This window comes from Clostridium zhoujianii (genome assembly GCF_051590805.1).
Classification (GTDB): domain Bacteria; phylum Bacillota; class Clostridia; order Clostridiales; family Clostridiaceae; genus Clostridium.
On sequence record NZ_JBPUTF010000001.1, the window covers coordinates 2,627,229 to 2,644,198 of the forward strand.

The window sequence follows — 16,970 nt, forward strand, 5'->3', positions numbered from 1 at the left end:
TAAACATATAGTCCAATAGTAGTAATATCTATATAAAACAAAGCTAGCCTAAATTGGCTAACTTTGTTTCATTACTACTATTTTTCTTATTACTTATCTTCCCATAAATATTATTCAAAGCACACTTATAGGATAGTCTTAAACTACCTAAGACTGCCAAAAGTATTCCAATATTTATATATAATTGATTATTTAAAATCCAATCATTAATTCCAAGCCCAAGGAAAAGATTTATTATTACAAATATCATTAATACAAAGAATGATAGTAGTCCTGACATACTATCAAAGTACCTTTTCATCCCTTGACCATAAAACATTGGAGTTATTATATTAACAAAAATTAATCCTACTCCTAAAATAGTTAATGGTATTAACTCTGAGTTTAAATTTACTACTTTATTAACAACTATCCCAATAGCAAAAGAAATAATTACTGGAAGGTAAATTGATACATATCTCATTTTAACTATATCCTCTGTTTTATTAGGCATAATAGATAAAGAGTTATATTCAATATTAGTCATATCATATAAACTTCCATATAGGCATGTAATTAATATTACCCCACCTAAATTATATAAACTACTTATAAGATATATAATCATAAGCATTATTGGTATCTTAATAAATTTATATTTCAAAACTTTAAAATATAACCTATAAGCCTCCATCTTCTATATCTCCCACTATATGCTTATTTAGATAGATCCAATTGAAATAATATATAGCAATAATAACTATTAATCCTATACTGATCCCTATATACTTATTTCCAATAAACATTAAAAACTCATTACTTGATGCATTTAGTAATAATTTATCTACTCTGCCCCTAATACTATTAATTATTGTCAATATAGTTACTATTCCTAATACCTTTGAAAACACTCTAGCTGGCAGTAATAACCTTTTGTTATATTTTGATAAGTGATCTAGCGTTGCACTTATAGATACAGCTATAAATACTATTAATAACATCCCTCTGATCCCTATCATAAACCCATTTATATCTGAAGAAAAATATATAACAATAAACATTGGTAATATGCACGCTACTATCATAAAGAAAGAAGCAACTCTACTCCCTAGAAAATCCTTTTTCTTAATAGGTAAAAACTCAGCTAATGCAAATCCCTCACTATTTAATTCATCACTATTAGATATTTCCGAAATTGATAGATCAATATAAATTATTATTGTGACTAAACATGTAATAAACATTCCTGGATCTATAATAGTTGTAATACCATTATTAATAACAGTATCTAAATCTAATTTATTAAGCTGACTATTTCCCAATCCCCAACTCATCCAAAATAAAAGAGTATAACTAATAATTATAGCTACATGTAGTACCTTATTGAACTTTAATGTTTTATATGTTAATCCCAAGGAATAGCTATTAAAATACTTTAACTTCATTATTACCGCACCTCCATAAATCTAACCAATTTCCCAATCCATACTTTTTAATTTATCTATTACATATACATAATTAATCTTATAAAAAATATAGCTAGTAATCAGACCTAATATAATTCCTACATAAGTATTTCCTATAAAGTTCAGTAATAAGCAGTTATGTGATGTGTCAACTACAGATTTAATTATAGGAAACATACTATAGTAATTAAGAGCTACATAAAACAATATTATAACTAACATATATACCCAAAATAATATATCCATATTTTTTATATACTTTTCCTTATTCTTCTGAAACCTATATAAGTTTCTTTTAGTTAAAAGTATTAATGTAATAATCATAAATACTATCACCATTCCCCTAGTAGCAATCATTAAATTAGTACTAGGCCTAAAGAGAAACATTGCTATATAAGGACCTATAAAATAACCAGCTATTATAAATATACTTAGTACCCTCGGTTTATAAATATCCTCTTTCTTCATTGGGATAATATTAATAATACTTTTAAAATTTCTAGCGTCCTTATGATTAATAAAAAGAAGTCTCTTTGTTATTATAATTATCATTATGTGATATACTAAACTCCAAGTAATTTTGCTATAAATATCTATATCTTCAATGCTTGATATTTGATTTAACTCCAAACTTCCATTCCACCCAATCAGAAAGCCTCCCAACATTATAGCTAATACAAATACATATGATGCTATCCCTATCCCATCTTCATATCCTAAGTACATCAACCTTATAAACTTTTTATCTTTTTTCTTATTCCGATTCATTATTTATTACCCCAAATATGAAATGTTAGAAGTTCTTCTATATTAGGTAGTGATATTTGCAATTTCTTTAAGTCTCCTATTAAGTTTTCTCTTAATATTAATCCTTCAAAGGAATTATCCCACTTCTTAACTCCAACAAATTTATCTTCATTTTCTTCTAATAAGGAAACCTCACCTCTTACTACAGCATACCTTTCTTGAATTATATCTATTGAATCTGATTCTAGTATCCTTCCGTTATGAATTAAGGTTATATAGTCTGCTACCTTATCTAAATCCGATGTTATATGGGTTGATATAATAATTGACTTCTCTCCATCCTCAACAAAGGTTCTTAATTCATCTAACAATTCCATCCTAGCTACTGGATCTAGTCCTGCTGTTGGTTCATCTAGTATTAAAAGCTGTGGTTCATGAGCTAATGCCAAAGCAAGCATAGTCTTAGTCTTCATACCTGTTGATAGTTCACTTGCCTTCATATTTTTATCTATCTTCCATTTCCTCAAACATTCTCTAAATAGTTCCTTATCCCAATTATCATAAAAGTAAGAAAAAGTTTCTTCATGCTGCAATATAGTTCTGTTTGATAAAAGATAACTTTCTGCTGGTACATAACCAACATAATTTTTCACATAAATCTCATCTTTGATATTATCCTTACCAAATACATTTATTGACCCATTTTCCCTAGCAAAACTATTTAATATTAACTTTAATGTAGTTGTTTTACCTGCTCCATTCTCACCTATAAAACCCATTATCGTTCCTTTTTTAACATTAAAACTGACATCCTTTAAGCTGAAATTATCAAAGTTAACTGATATATCTTTTACCTCTAATGTATTTTCCATTAATACCCCTCCAATATCTCATTTACCCTTTTTAATACCTCACCCTTAGTACTCCTATTTTCTATAAGTCTATCTACTACATCCTTTAATTCATAAAAAAGCTTTTCTTTATTTTCCTTTATTAAATCCTCATTATTTTTTAATTTAACAAAGGTTCCTACCCCTGAAACTGAATAAGTTATTCCCTCTTTTTCAAGCTCTAAATAAGCTCTCTTAATTGTAATAGTACTTACATTTAGTTCTTTTGATAATCCCCTTACTGAAGGTAGCATATCATTCTCCTTGAGCTTTCCCTCAATAATATGACTTTTTATCCCTCTTAGCACCTGCTCATACATTGGCAAATCACTGGTATAATCTAATACTATAGTCACACAAAATACACCTCCTAAAATATGGTGTGTATACCTTATATTCACACTATACACCCTTTGTATTTTATTGTCAATATTTCTTTAAATTGTATTTTTCTTGTAGTAATTAAATCCTTCATTTAAAAACCATTATGTAAAAATAAGAGGATGAAGAAAGGCTCTATTTTCACCTTTCTTCATCCTCTTATCTTTCTTTTTTTATTTTAATAAAGTCTCCTAAAGATATATTCCCATAATCCTTTAAAGCTTCTATAAGTTCATCCTCATAAACAATTCCAAGAAACTTTAATTCTTCATCTAAAACAAAAAAAGAATTAAATTTATTTCTGTCAACTAGACTTAATACCTTAACTAAATCTCTCTCATAATAGACAGAAATACTTTTATTCTCAATATAGTCATCCTTAATTAACCTTCTTCTCTTTTTAATCAAATTCCCCATGAGTATATATATTGTATTTTTCTTTTCCAAGAAGGTCGTATATGTTATCAAAAATGCTGCTAGTAACAAACTAAAATTAGCCTTATGTATATAAACTGTTAAAAAGAATAGCACTAATAGTAATCCTGAAAATATAAAACTTACATTTACCAATATTTTTTTTGCCCTTTTATATAAAATTACCTTACCTAAAAGAATCTCATAAATTCTTATTCCATCTAGAGGATAAGCTGGCAACATATTAAATACTGCAAGACCTATATTCATTCCTATACTACTCTCTATCCAGATTACATTAAGGGTAACCCTTATCCACATTAATATTATTGCCAAAATCATATTAAACAGAGGCCCTGAAAAATATATAAGTAATTTCTTATTTTCTGATACATCTTCAAGATTTTGAAGCTCAGCCTTAGCCCCTGTTATATGAATTTGTATATTGTATAAGTTTACCCCAAAGGATTTAGCAACAATGATATGAACTGCTTCATGCAGTATTACCCATAAGAATCCTAATAATAATCTGCTGTCAAAACTACAAATAACTACTAAAATCATAAATTCTAATAGCAATATTTTCGTTTTCCTCTCCATGTAATGCTCCTATTAAATTGCTGAAAACTAAACACTCTCTAAAGACGAAAAGTCAATAAATTCAGTTGGATCTTTTTCTATTCCCATATAAATAAATTTATAAACAATTCCCTTTGTTTCTGTTGAATCAATAATCCCTGTTTTCCCTATAACTTCTCCTTTTTTAACTACATCTCCCTCTTTCAAATCCGTTGAAGAAAGTAATCCGTAATATGTTTCAACCCCTTTACCATGATCTATTATTACATGCTTTCCACTATCCTCTTCCTTAACTTCTCTAATAGTACCATCAAAGGTTGCTTGTATTTCTTTTTCTCCATCAGTCTGAATTACTAACCCAGTATTCTCTCCCTCTAAACTTTTAATTTTACCTACTACAGGAATCATATATTCTTCTTTAATTGAATCCTTTAAGGTTTTATCACCTGTTATAAGGCTTTTAATCTCATCGATATAATCAAGCGCAGTTTCTTTATAGTTCTCTACATTTGGAATATTAACAGCAATAACTGCCTCATTTATATCAAAATTTTTATCTACAGCCTCTTTAGAAACAACATATGCTTCCTTTGCCCCCTCTATTGGTATCATTTTAATTCCTAAAAATAACACTAATAACATAAGTGAACCAACTAGCTGTAATATAAATTTCTTAACTAGCTTTTCCCCAAAGTTCTGTGACCCATTACCTTTTCTTCCGTATAATGATTCCATCCCTGTATCTCTACTTTGTACTCTTCCTGGCGCTTTCTTTTTCATATTCCCATAGTACCTTTCATATTGGGACTTATAATCTACCATCTCTTTCCTCCTAATAGTTTTACTAATCTATTATATTTACCATTATGAAAAAATATGATTTCATAATTTTTATCTTATTGACATGAAAAACCCCCTATCATATTTCTAAAAATTACTTTTTAATAATTAAGTGATCTTCAAAAATATATTAGGAAGTTTCCGATTTAGAAGTATATTTTTTGTTTTCTCATACCAATGTTCAAAACTAGGGCTACAGCCATAGTTGTTGTTACTAATGAACTACCACCATAACTCACAAGTGGTAATGTTATTCCTGTTATAGGTAAAAGACGTATTGTCATTCCAATATTTTGAGTAACTGCAAATAAGAAATAGGATACTATTCCCACAGCTATTAATGAGCCAAATCTATCTCTAGCATTTCTAGCAATCACTATCATTTTAGTTATTAATACTCCGTACATAAATAATAAAAATAGCGCTCCTATAAATCCCCACTGCTCCGCTATAGCTGAAAAAATGAAATCTGTTTGTACTTCTGGAACATGAGTCCCTGCATATCCAGGTGATACTTCCGGATTAAAAGATGGCTTTGACCCTAAAATCCCACCTGATCCTATTCCTATTAGACCTTGATTCAATTGATATCCATTACCTGAATAATCCTCCTCCGAACTCATAAACTCTAATATCCTGTCTTTTTGGTGTACAAAGATAAGCTCTGTATTCCAAAGTATAGTAATAGAAATAAATAATATGCTAAATCCTCCAATTATTATCCTTTTGTCTAAACCTGCAATAAATAACATTCCTAGAACTATAAAGAATGAAACCATTGTCATTCCCATGTCCTTCTGTATCAAAATTAAAAATACTGGCAGTAATACATATCCTGCAATCTTGCTTAAGTTCTTAAAATTATTTATTTCACAATCCATTTCATCTAGTAGCTTGGCCAGCATTAAGATAATTGCAAACTTCGCAATTTCAGAAGGTTGCAATGTTGTTATTCCTAAGTTCACCCATCCTTTAGCTCCGTTAACCTCTACCCCAATTTTAGGTATCCATACTGTAATTAATAAGATTACTGATCCCCAATAAAATATTGGTATGTAGCCATATATAACCCTATAATCTATTACTAAAAGGAAATATACTACTACCATAGAAATTAAAAAATGTATCATTTGCTTCTTGGCAAAATAAAGAGGTCCTACCTTTTCAAAGACTCCACCTTTTGTACATAAATAAATATTAAGTATACCAAATAAAATTAAACCCATAGTTGAAAATAGCAGTGCCTTATCTATTTCTCTTATCAATCTAAAATCTAGCTTATATCTACTTATAAGCCTATCCCTTTTAAACATCCTTACACTCCCTTATTTAAAATATATACCACAATATATTATATCCCCTTCTATGTTTCCTATTAAGGCAATATGGAAAATGTAAGAAATTTTTAATTTACTATATAATAAAAGAAAGGTAACCATGGTTACCTTTCTTTTATATATTAACTATAAGCTTTTCTGCAGTACCAATATTAGTAGCAACTGGTACTTCATGAACATCACATATTCTAATAAGTGCTGAAACATCTGGTTCATGAGGCTGCGATGTCAATGGATCTCTTAAGAATATTACTAAATCTACATTTCCTTCTGCTAAACTTCCTCCAATTTGTTGGTCCCCACCATATGGACCTGACAAATATCTATGAACATTTAATCCAGTAGCTTCTGAAATTCTCTTTCCCGTTGTTCCTGTGGCTACAAGTTCATGGTTCTTTAGTCTTTCCTTATGCTTTATTGCAAATTTAATTATATCTTCCTTCTTTTTATCGTGAGCTATTAATGCAATCCTCATCTATAAATCCCCCAATCATTTTAGAAATGTATTTTCTTTTTTCTCATACCTATATTTAATACTAGTGCAACTGCCATAGTAGTTGTAAGTAATGAACTTCCACCATAACTTACAAGTGGCAATGTTATTCCTGTTATTGGTATAAGACCTATTGTCATTCCTATGTTCTGAGTTATTGCAAATAGGAAGTATGATACCATCCCAATGCAAATTAGTGAACCGAATCTATCTTTTGCCCTTCGTGCTATATTAACCATCTTTGTTATTAATACTCCATATAAGAATAATAAAAATAAAGCTCCAACTAGTCCCCATTGCTCAGCAATAGCAGAAAATATAAAGTCTGTTTGAACTTCAGGCACATGAGTCCCTGCATATCCTGGTGATACATCTGGATCCATAGATGGCTTTGTTCCAATAAGCCCACCTGAACCTATTCCAACTAAGGCTTGATTTAATTGATAACCATTGGCTGAATCATCTGCTTCTGGATTCATAAATGATACTATTCTAGCCTTCTGGTGTGGCAATATTAGTCCAGAATTCCAAAGAACCACTACCGCAACAAATAGTATTAAGAATCCGCCGCCTATTATTCTTTTATCTAAACCTGCAATAAATAGCATCCCTAATATTATGAAGAAACAAACCATTGTCATTCCCATATCTGGTTGAATAACTATTAATCCTACTGGTATTAAACAGTATATAGCAAGCTTTGTAAGATTTTTTATATTATTAATCTCACAATCCATATCATCTAGTAATTTTGCTAACATTAATATTATAGCGAATTTAGCTAGCTCTGCTGGTTGTAGGGTCATACCTATATTAATCCACCCTCTTGCTCCATTTACTGTTTTACCTATTCCAGGTATCCATACTGCAACTAATAAAGCCACTGATCCCCAGTAAAATATAGGTACATATCTATATATAATAGTATAATCAATAGCTACAAAGAAGTACAATGCTACCATTGATACAAAAAACCAAATCAGCTGTTTTTTTGCAAAATAATAAGGTCCTAAGGTTTCAAATACTCCACCTTTTGTAGATAGATAAATATTTAATATTCCAAATAATATTAGGCCTATTGTTGAAAATAGTAAGGCTTTATCTATTTCTCTAATAAGTCTAAAGTCTAGTTTATATCTACTTAAAAGTTTATCTCCTTTAAACAATATCCTACCTCCATCTCTCTCTAAATGACAATTCTATTATATATTATAATTTCCTATTTCTCTATAGGATAATAGTAATCCAATAAAATATAAGAAAAACTTCATAATTTTAAAAAATAATATAACAAATAAGGAAGCCCATGGCTTCCTTAAACATTATCAATTAGTTCTTTGTTTATCTTCCTCTTACTCCTTTAATAGGAATATTAGCTACTAAAGATGAAGCCGAATCCCCTTCAACTGCATCACTCTTTGTAACTGCAATTTCTACATCATCAGATTGAATTTCTATATACTTTGAAAGTACCTCTAGAATTTCATCTCTCATTTTATCTAAAGTTTCTGCTGGAATATCTCCTCTATCATGAATAAGAATTAATCTTAATCTGTCTTTTGCAACATCCTTTGGCTTTGGTTTATTACTAAAATTACTAAAAAGTCCCATAATATCTCACGCCCCCTTATTTACGACCAAATAATTTCTTTATTGATCCAAAGAAACCTGTTGATCCTGTATTTAAGTCCATTATAGGAACTTCTTCACCAGCTATTCTCCTAGCAATATTCCTAAAAGCTTGCCCTGCATAGGCCTTGTCTTCTAGAACTATAGGTTCTCCTTTATTAGTAGAAACTGTTATATTTTTATCGTCAGGAACAACACCAATAAGTTTTATTGATAAAGTTTCTATGATGTCACTAATATCTAACATATCTCCATTTCTAGTCATTTCATAGTTTAATCTATTTATTATAACTCCATGATCTTCTAATCCTTTTGCATCAAGCTTTCCTATAACTCTATCCGCATCCCTAACTGAAGTTATTTCAGGATTTACAACTACCAACGCTCTATCTGCACCAATTACAGCATTTTCAAAGCCTTGCTCAATTCCTGCTGGTGAATCTATAAGAACATAATCAAATTCATTCTTAAGTTCATTTACAATCTTAAGCATTTGCTGTGGACTTATATCATCCTTATCCTTAGTTTGAGCTGTTGGAAGTAAACATAAATTTTGGAATCTCTTATCCTTTATTAAAGCTTGCTTTAATCTACATCTTCCTTCTATAGCATCAATTATTGTATAAACTATTCTATTTTCTAATCCCATTAAAACATCTAAATTTCTAAGACCTGTGTCTCCATCAACAACTACAACTTTTTTACCTAAAGCAGCTAGTGCTGTTCCTATATTTGCTGTAGTAGTTGTTTTTCCTACTCCACCTTTACCTGATGTAATTACTATAGATACTCCCATTTACTGATCCCTCCATAATTTTAATATATATATTTGTTAGTTAAATATGGCTCTACAATTATGGCATCATCTTTTACTTTAGCCACTTCTGGATACTTTGGTTTTTCTGAGTCTGGAGAGATAGTAATAATATCTCCTATTTTTAGTACTTCAGGTTGAAGTGAAAATGCAGCAATAATTGCTTTGCTATTACCACCAACACCTGCAAATACATTCCCCTTAATGCTCCCTAAAACAATTATGTTTCCAGCAGCATAGATCTCAGCTCCACTGTTAACATCTCCTATTATTACAATATTCCCCGGGAAATTAACACTTTGTCCACCTCTAACTGTTTTTCTAACGAACTTTGTTCTACCTTCATAAACCCCATTAAAAACCTTCGTTTCCTTTTCTTTTTCCTTTGCTTCTATGTCTTCAAAAACTATTTCTTTTACTGCAATTTCTTCTAATAATATCTCCTTTAATCTTTCTACATCTCTTTCTGTCAATGCTGAAAGATTTACTGTTATGTAGAGTGTTGATCCCTTGTAAAATTTCTTTCCTTTGGAAAGCTTTTCTACTAAGGATCCAAGCATATCATCGAAGCCATCAAACTTGTCAATTTGAATTTCTGCATTTAATCCTTCTTTATTACCTTTAATAATTATTCCACTGTTACTCATTGGCTACCCTCCACCAATTTCTATCACTTATAACTTAATTCAACGTAAATATTGAATTTCCTTCTTAGTAAACATTTATCCTTTATAAGTATACCATTAAAGACTTTATATTTGTAGATATTATGACAAAAATGTTGAATAACGTTAATCACTTTTCATCATTTATATTATAATAAGAAAAAGTTAATGCTAATTTTATAACATTAACTTTTATCCTAGTTTAACTAATGAATTTTTAGTCTTATTTAGTCACTTTATTATCTGGTGGTACCTGTAAGACAAACTTTTGGAAAGTTTCAGATTTAGAAGCGTAACTTGGGTCATCTTTAAGTAATGAATCTTTAAAATAGGCCTCAAAAGCTGTTCTTGCCACAGATGCAATACTACCACCATGACCGCCATCATATACTACCCCTACAAAAGCTATTTCTGGATTATTAAGTGGTGCAAAACTTACATAAGTTGCATAAGGGGATCTACCATATTCCTCTTGCTTATCGCTTGAATCAGCAGTACCAGTCTTACCACCAGTTGATATAGGGAATCCCATCCATGCTGCTTTAGCTGTACCCCCTTCCTCCATATTAACCTTAGCCATTCCTGCCTTTATTGCATCTAATGTTGATTTACTTATGCCAGTTTCACCTAATATCTCTGGTTTAAACTCCTGAACTATTTCATCATCTGGATTAGTTATTTTATCAACAAGATGTAATTTATATCTTGTCCCACCATTTGCTATAGTAGATACATACTGCGCTAATTGCATTGGTGTAAAATTATCCATACCTTGTCCTATTGCAGCATATACTGCTTGAGCTGGTGATCTAATAAGTCCTGCTCTATCAAAAATCACATATTGTCCTATTCCATCAGCTATAACCTTAGCCTGCTTATCAGTATCTATCTTCCTACCTTTTTTTTCTGCTTCATTAATGTTACTAGCATACTTTTCAGAATTTTTCATTATACTTTTTATATCATCCACAAGTATTTTTGAAAATCCTTCTACATTGCTTATTGCTTCGTTTGTGCCCACTTTATTAAAAGCACTTGTTATTTTATCCTTCAAATCCTTTTTAGCTTGCCTAAGTTTTTCTGAGTCATCATCATTGTAAGAATAGTCAAGAGGTACAAAAGTCTGGCCCCCCACTGCCCCAGCCTCTATTTTCTCTGCTAAATCAAATTTAGATCCTGCTATTTCCCTTGTTTTATATGATTGAAAATTATATACTTGTCCAAAATTTTCTTCTATCTCTATACCTGTACTCGGCTTCTCTTTACCATTAGGATCTGTTCCTAAACCAAATTTCCATGCATAGTTTGCAATAGAATCTAGCCCTTTAATACTCTTGCCAGAATTCATATACATTTTATGTGCTAGTTCATAAAAATAAAAGTTACAGGATTCTTCAAGTGCCCTATTTAAACTAATGGGTCCATGATAACCTAAGCAAGTTGGATCAAATTCATCCCCATATACCTCTGGATGTATATTAAATACATGTGTATCATTAACAGTTTCATTTATACCAATAGCTCCACTCTCTAGCGCTGCTATCCCTGTCATAGGTTTAAATGTTGATCCTGGTGGTATAAGACCTAATGTAGCATAATTATAAAATGGTCTTGGATATATATCCTTATCATCACTTCTAATTCCAGTCTTTGAGTCCTTTGGAAATATATCATCAACTGATTTATTTAATCTCATTCTTGAAATATACTCCTTACCAAAGCTCTCTAAGTCTGGGCTAAAATACTCTTGAATCTCCTCTTTTGATAGGGTACCTGGCACTGCAAATTTATTAGGATCATAATCTGGATAGGATACTAATGAAAGTATTCTCCCGGTCTTTACTTCTACTGCTATTGCAGCTCCTCTATTTGCATTTGGATATTCTCCACCAGACCTAATTTTTGCCATAACATCTACTAATGACTGCTCTACTGCCCATTGCATATCTTTATCTATAGTAAGGTGAACATTGTTTCCAGGATATGATTCTAATTTAAAGAGTTCATTAGTAACCCTCCCCTTTGGATTTACTTTAACTGTTGTTCCTCCCTTTACCCCTTTAAGTTGTTCCTCAAAAGATGATTCAATTCCCGATACTCCAATTAGATCTGATGAAGCATCGTATCCTTTTATCTCAAAATTATTCTTCTTTCCTTCATCTATTTTTGATAAGTATCCCAAAACTGAAGATGCTAAATTATTATAAGGATACTTCCTTGTAGGTGATAATGCTACATCTACTCCTGGTAGATTATTTAACATTTGATATATAATTGATGATGTATCTTTATTTATATTATTAGCTAAAGTAACAGTTTTATATCCTTTTAGGCTTTGAATTTTTATGGCATCTTTTATTACTAGGTATTCTCTTATTTGCCTATAAGAATATTTTTCAGTAATAATTTTTGCTAACTCTTCCCCTGTAGTTTTTTTATCTATATATTTTTTCCTTCTTTCATCATAGGATTTTTTCTTTTCCTCATAGTTATCTTCGCTTTCCTTAGGTTCAGGATCAACCAGGCTTATTAAATCATAACTTTTTACTAAATAATAAAATACATCTTGTGGAGTTATCTCTAATAGTAAGTTATCTACCTTCTCTATATCAGAATCACTTAAATCTTCAGTATCTCCATCAAATAATTCTTTCTCAATACTTTCATTCATTCCCCTATCTCTTTTAAATCTTATATCCTCAAATTTTTGAGATGTGGCATCTGAACTTTTATATTCTAAATACCAATTATTATTTTCATCTAATTTAAGCATCAAATCATCTTGAAAAACCTCACTATTCTCCGCAAATACCTTAGCTAGTGAATCTACAGTACTATAAAACTCCTTGTCAGCAATATCAGTTGCTGTATATGTCATACTAAAAGTCTGTACATTAGTTGCAAATATATTACCATTTTGATCATATATCTTTCCTCTTGGTGCCTTCTCTGCTACAAACCTAGTAGCAGTTGTATTTGCTTTATCCTTATAATCTTGATTTTTATATATCTGTATATATATAAGTTTCACTACTATTGCAGTAAATACAAAGCCCATTATAATTATAAATATATTATATCTTGAAAATTTCTTCTTTTCTTTTTGCTTGTTAACTATCATTATTGCCCCCCTAAATATAAACCCCTACTATTTTGTATAAAATAGCCTTTTATTATAATAATTGTATACTTCTTTTTTCAAAGAAGAAATTCCTTCAATTTTTCTAATTCTTAATAATAATGTAACTTTTTTTATTTATATAAATTCATATCACCACTCTAAAAGAAAAAAACTCTATTACTAATTAGTAATAGAGTTTTTATTCATTTACATTATTTCGTTGCCTTATTATCTGCTGGTGCTTCCATAACATACTTTTGGAAACTTGCTGATTTAGATGCATAATTTGGATCCATTTCAAGTAACTTCTCCTTGAAGTATGCTTCATAGACAGCTCTAGCTACTGGTGCAACATATCCACCATGACCACCATCATATACTACTGCTACAACAGCAATCTCAGGATTATCTAATGGTGCAAAACTGACATAAGTTGCAAATGGAGATCTTCCAATTTCTCTTTGCTTTTCAGAGAAATCTGCAGTACCTGTCTTACCTGCTGTCTCTATAGGGAAACCAACGAAGGTATTAGTTGCAGTACCACTCTCATCCATATTAACCTTTTTCATACCTTCTTTAACTGCTGCTAAAGTTGATTCTTTTAGTTTTGTCTCATCTAATATAACTGGAGAATACTCTTTAATAACTCCACCGTTTGGATCAGTTATTTTATCTACATAATGTAGTGAATATCTTTTTCCTCCATTTGCTATTGTAGATACATATTGTGCTAATTGCATTGGGGTGAATGTATTCATACCTTGCCCGATAGCTGCAAAAACTTCTTGTGCTGGTGATTTTATTTCTGCTGCCTTATCATTAGTAACAAATCTTGCAATTACATCAGCAATTACTTTTGCTTGACTATCTTTATCAACAGTTGTATTCTTTGATGCTTCATAATCCTTAACATTTTGACTATATTTATCTGAATACTTCATTATATTTTTAATATCTTCTATAATAGTTCTTGAAAATTCATCTGTTCCTAATGCCTGTTCATTAGTGCCTATCTTACTAAATCTATCAGCAATCTTGTCCTTTAAAGACTTTTTAGCTTCTTTAAGTTTTTCTGAGTCATCTTCATTATTTGAATAATCAAATGGAACAAAAGTATTTATTCCCTTATAGTTTCCACTTTCAAGATACTCTGCAAGCTCAAATCTTGCATAATATATTGAATCTTCTTTAAATGATTCGAAATTATATACTTGCCCAAAATTTTCTTCAATTTCTATACCTGTACTCTTCTTAGCCTGACCTTTAGGATCTGTTCCTAGTCCAAATTTCCAAGCATACTCTGCAAGAGAATCTAGTGCTTTAATATCTGATCCTGCTTGCTTATATAACCTATATGCAACTTCGTAGAAATAGTAGTTACATGAAACTTCTAAAGCCTTTTTTACATCAATAGATCCATGGGTAGAACGATTTGATGTATATATTAAACACTCTGGACCAAAGCTATCTCCATATGTGTCTGCGTGTTCAGTAAACTTTCCTTGGTCAACAATATGAGTATCTGGTCCAACTACTCCACTTTCTAATCCTGCTATTGCCGTAAGAGGCTTAAATGTTGATCCTGGAGGTATCAACCCTTGTGTAGCATAATTAAGAAATGATCTTGGATATAAATCGTATTGATCTCTCCTAACCCCATTACTCATAGGGAATAAATCATCCACAGTCTTATTTAATCCAAAGTTTTTTATTAGCTCAGATCCAAACTTCTCTAAATCCGGACTAAAATATTGTTCATTTTCTTCCGTAGTTAATTGTCCTGAAACAGCAAATAAATTAGGATCATAATCTGGGTATGATGCTGATGCTAATATTCTTCCTGTATTTACTTCAGTTACAACTACTGCGCCTCTATTTGCTCCTGGAAAACCACCATAAGAATCTCTTTTGTTTAATCGAATATCTTCTATTGTATCTTTTAAGGATTGTTCTGCTGCATACTGCACATCTTTATCAAGGGTTAAATGAACATTATTTCCTGGATATGATTCCAGTTTAAATAACTCTTCTGTAACTCTTCCTTTTGAATTAACCTTAACTGTTGTTCCGCCCTTAACACCTTTTAGTTGCTCTTCAAAAGCAGATTCAATTCCTGCAACCCCTATTAAATCTGTTGATGCATCATATCCTCTTAGTTCATATCTATCTTGTTTAGATCCATCTATTTTAGATAAATATCCCAAAACTGATGAAGCAAGAGTCTTATATGGATAATCTCTTATAGGTCCTAATGTTACATCTATTCCTGGTAAATCATTTAATTTTTGATAAAGAATAAATGCCGTGTCTTTATTAACATTACTAGCTATAGTAACAGATCTAAATCCTTTAAAACTCTGCATCTTTATGGCATCTTTAACTACTATGTAATCTCTTATTTGGCTATAAGAATATTTTTCACTTAATATCTCTGTCAATTCTTTTCCAGACATATCCTTATACTTCTTTTTATTAGCCTCATAATCTGATTTATCTCCTTCTAATGGCTCAGGATTTACAAGACTTATTATGTCATATGTTTTAACTAAACTATAAAAAACCTCTTCTGGTGTTATCTCTAAAAGCTTCTCATCAACTTTACTTATCTGAGTATCCGAAAGATCCTCTATATCATCACCATATAATTCCTTTTCTATAGCTTCATTTAAACCTCTATCTCTTTTAAATCTAACTTCTTCTATTCTTTTAGACTCAGGATCTCTACTTTTATAATCTATATACCAGTTATTATTTTCATCTAACTTAAGTAACAAATCATCCTTAAAATTCTCTCCATTTTCCCTTAAAATCCTTAATACTGAATCTACAGTTGAATAAAATACACTATCTGCATCATTTGTTTTTGTATATGTAATTGTGTAAGTCTGCTTATTTGATGCTAATACATTTCCATCCTGATCATATATTAAACCTCTTGGTCCATTCTCTGATACAAATTTTGTTGAAGTTGTATTTGCTTTTTCCTTATAATCTTCATGTTTATAAACTTGAAGGTATATTAACTTAACAATTATAAGGGTGAAAATACATCCCATGATTATTGTAAAGGTAGTATACCTTGATAATTTTTTCTTCTTTTTTGGCTTATTAACTATCATTTAATCCTCCATGAGCTCTTTTTATCTTCCCACTCAGAGAATGCTATAACAACTCTGTAAGTTAAGAACATAATTATTGAATTATAAAGTGCTGCATACACTCCTTTTAATAAATCTACATTTATTTTCAAGAAGTAAAATATAATATAAACCCCTAAGAACTTCAAAATAGTTGTAATAAAAATTGTCAGTACCGGTATAAGTTTCTTTTTTCTCCATATCCCTTCTCCAACAGTTCCTGCTAAAACACAGCATAACATATTAACTAGTGCATTAACACCAAATCCTCCAAAGAAGAATATATCTTGTAACAATCCACTTATAACTCCTATAATAACCCCTTCTTTTTTACCATTAATAATAGAATAGCTAATTGCAAAAATAAATAAAAAGCTTGGGCTTGCACCTTTTATAGATATAAAAGGTACAAATGAATTATCTACTATTAATAATAAAATTGAGATTAAAATTAAAACTAATCTTTTCATAGCTCACC

The 16,970-nt window shown here is 30.4% G+C and carries 16 protein-coding genes; all 16 read right to left on the reverse strand.

Annotated features, from left to right (window positions below; all coding sequences use genetic code 11):
• Window positions 1-43: 43 nt before the first annotated feature.
• The 16 genes from ACSYT2_RS12410 to mreD all read right to left on the reverse strand — a co-directional run bounded on the left by ACSYT2_RS12410 (window position 44) and on the right by mreD (window position 16,962).
• Window positions 44-673, reverse strand: coding sequence for a hypothetical protein (locus ACSYT2_RS12410; protein ID WP_430855535.1), 630 nt, complete (start codon window positions 671-673; stop codon window positions 44-46).
• A complete protein-coding gene (locus tag ACSYT2_RS12415; protein WP_438384884.1) occupies window positions 660-1,424 on the reverse strand; it encodes a hypothetical protein in 765 nt (254 codons plus the stop codon). The genes ACSYT2_RS12410 and ACSYT2_RS12415 overlap by 14 nt, the downstream gene beginning before the upstream one ends.
• 21 nt (window positions 1,425-1,445) lie before the next feature.
• A complete protein-coding gene (locus ACSYT2_RS12420) occupies window positions 1,446-2,213 on the reverse strand; it encodes a hypothetical protein (protein WP_430855537.1) in 768 nt (255 codons plus the stop codon).
• A complete protein-coding gene (locus tag ACSYT2_RS12425) occupies window positions 2,213-3,064 on the reverse strand; it encodes an ABC transporter ATP-binding protein (RefSeq protein ID WP_430855538.1) in 852 nt (283 codons plus the stop codon). The genes ACSYT2_RS12420 and ACSYT2_RS12425 overlap by 1 nt, the downstream gene beginning before the upstream one ends.
• Window positions 3,064-3,438, reverse strand: a complete 375-nt coding sequence (locus ACSYT2_RS12430) for a GntR family transcriptional regulator (protein WP_430855539.1) — start codon at window positions 3,436-3,438, stop codon at window positions 3,064-3,066. The genes ACSYT2_RS12425 and ACSYT2_RS12430 overlap by 1 nt, the downstream gene beginning before the upstream one ends.
• A 184-nt stretch (window positions 3,439-3,622) precedes the next feature.
• Window positions 3,623-4,477: a site-2 protease family protein gene (locus ACSYT2_RS12435; RefSeq protein ID WP_430855540.1), complete on the reverse strand. Its 855-nt coding sequence runs from the start codon at window positions 4,475-4,477 to the stop codon at window positions 3,623-3,625.
• A 27-nt stretch (window positions 4,478-4,504) separates the two neighbouring features.
• Window positions 4,505-5,278, reverse strand: a complete 774-nt coding sequence (locus ACSYT2_RS12440; RefSeq protein WP_430855541.1) for a peptidoglycan DD-metalloendopeptidase family protein — start codon at window positions 5,276-5,278, stop codon at window positions 4,505-4,507.
• A 164-nt stretch (window positions 5,279-5,442) separates the two neighbouring features.
• Complete coding sequence (locus ACSYT2_RS12445; protein ID WP_430855542.1) at window positions 5,443-6,609, reverse strand: FtsW/RodA/SpoVE family cell cycle protein; 1,167 nt, start codon at window positions 6,607-6,609, stop codon at window positions 5,443-5,445.
• 139 nt (window positions 6,610-6,748) lie between these two features.
• Window positions 6,749-7,108 (reverse strand): methylglyoxal synthase, encoded by a 360-nt coding sequence (mgsA, locus tag ACSYT2_RS12450; RefSeq protein ID WP_430855543.1) that lies wholly within the window; start codon window positions 7,106-7,108, stop codon window positions 6,749-6,751.
• A gap of 20 nt (window positions 7,109-7,128) precedes the next feature.
• Window positions 7,129-8,292, reverse strand: a complete 1,164-nt coding sequence (rodA, locus tag ACSYT2_RS12455) for a rod shape-determining protein RodA (protein ID WP_430855544.1) — start codon at window positions 8,290-8,292, stop codon at window positions 7,129-7,131.
• 175 nt (window positions 8,293-8,467) lie between these two features.
• Window positions 8,468-8,737, reverse strand: a complete 270-nt coding sequence (minE, locus tag ACSYT2_RS12460; protein ID WP_430855545.1) for a cell division topological specificity factor MinE — start codon at window positions 8,735-8,737, stop codon at window positions 8,468-8,470.
• Between the two features lie 16 nt (window positions 8,738-8,753).
• A complete protein-coding gene (gene minD, locus ACSYT2_RS12465) occupies window positions 8,754-9,551 on the reverse strand; it encodes a septum site-determining protein MinD (protein WP_430855546.1) in 798 nt (265 codons plus the stop codon).
• Between the two features lie 20 nt (window positions 9,552-9,571).
• The gene (minC, locus tag ACSYT2_RS12470; protein WP_430855547.1) at window positions 9,572-10,216 is read right to left on the reverse strand and encodes a septum site-determining protein MinC; all 645 of its coding nucleotides are present in this window, start codon (window positions 10,214-10,216) and stop codon (window positions 9,572-9,574) included.
• A 241-nt stretch (window positions 10,217-10,457) separates the two neighbouring features.
• Window positions 10,458-13,355 carry a penicillin-binding transpeptidase domain-containing protein gene (locus ACSYT2_RS12475; RefSeq protein ID WP_438384885.1) on the reverse strand — a complete coding sequence of 966 codons (2,898 nt, stop codon included), beginning with the start codon at window positions 13,353-13,355 and terminating at the stop codon, window positions 10,458-10,460.
• Window positions 13,356-13,567: 212 nt separating this feature from the next.
• The gene (locus ACSYT2_RS12480; protein WP_430855549.1) at window positions 13,568-16,474 is read right to left on the reverse strand and encodes a penicillin-binding transpeptidase domain-containing protein; all 2,907 of its coding nucleotides are present in this window, start codon (window positions 16,472-16,474) and stop codon (window positions 13,568-13,570) included.
• On the reverse strand, window positions 16,471-16,962 hold the full coding sequence (gene mreD / locus ACSYT2_RS12485) for a rod shape-determining protein MreD (RefSeq protein WP_430855550.1): 492 nt from the start codon (window positions 16,960-16,962) through the stop codon (window positions 16,471-16,473). The genes ACSYT2_RS12480 and mreD overlap by 4 nt, the downstream gene beginning before the upstream one ends.
• Window positions 16,963-16,970: the final 8 nt, after the last annotated feature.

Excerpts from the sequence above, each read along its gene's own strand:
- mgsA (WP_430855543.1), bottom strand. The coding sequence starts at position 7,108 with ATGAGGATTGCATTAATAGCTCACGATAAAAAGAAGGAAGATATAATT.
- ACSYT2_RS12480 (WP_430855549.1), bottom strand. The coding sequence starts at position 16,474 with ATGATAGTTAATAAGCCAAAAAAGAAGAAAAAATTATCAAGGTATACT.
- ACSYT2_RS12445 (WP_430855542.1), bottom strand. The coding sequence starts at position 6,609 with ATGTTTAAAAGGGATAGGCTTATAAGTAGATATAAGCTAGATTTTAGA.
- ACSYT2_RS12425 (WP_430855538.1), bottom strand. The coding sequence starts at position 3,064 with ATGGAAAATACATTAGAGGTAAAAGATATATCAGTTAACTTTGATAAT.
- ACSYT2_RS12435 (WP_430855540.1), bottom strand. The coding sequence starts at position 4,477 with ATGGAGAGGAAAACGAAAATATTGCTATTAGAATTTATGATTTTAGTA.
- minE (WP_430855545.1), bottom strand. The coding sequence starts at position 8,737 with ATGGGACTTTTTAGTAATTTTAGTAATAAACCAAAGCCAAAGGATGTT.
- ACSYT2_RS12415 (WP_438384884.1), bottom strand. The coding sequence starts at position 1,424 with ATGAAGTTAAAGTATTTTAATAGCTATTCCTTGGGATTAACATATAAA.
- mreD (WP_430855550.1), bottom strand. The coding sequence starts at position 16,962 with ATGAAAAGATTAGTTTTAATTTTAATCTCAATTTTATTATTAATAGTA.
- ACSYT2_RS12440 (WP_430855541.1), bottom strand. The coding sequence starts at position 5,278 with ATGGTAGATTATAAGTCCCAATATGAAAGGTACTATGGGAATATGAAA.
- ACSYT2_RS12475 (WP_438384885.1), bottom strand. The coding sequence starts at position 13,355 with ATGATAGTTAACAAGCAAAAAGAAAAGAAGAAATTTTCAAGATATAAT.
- minD (WP_430855546.1), bottom strand. The coding sequence starts at position 9,551 with ATGGGAGTATCTATAGTAATTACATCAGGTAAAGGTGGAGTAGGAAAA.
- ACSYT2_RS12410 (WP_430855535.1), bottom strand. The coding sequence starts at position 673 with ATGGAGGCTTATAGGTTATATTTTAAAGTTTTGAAATATAAATTTATT.
- minC (WP_430855547.1), bottom strand. The coding sequence starts at position 10,216 with ATGAGTAACAGTGGAATAATTATTAAAGGTAATAAAGAAGGATTAAAT.
- ACSYT2_RS12420 (WP_430855537.1), bottom strand. The coding sequence starts at position 2,213 with ATGAATCGGAATAAGAAAAAAGATAAAAAGTTTATAAGGTTGATGTAC.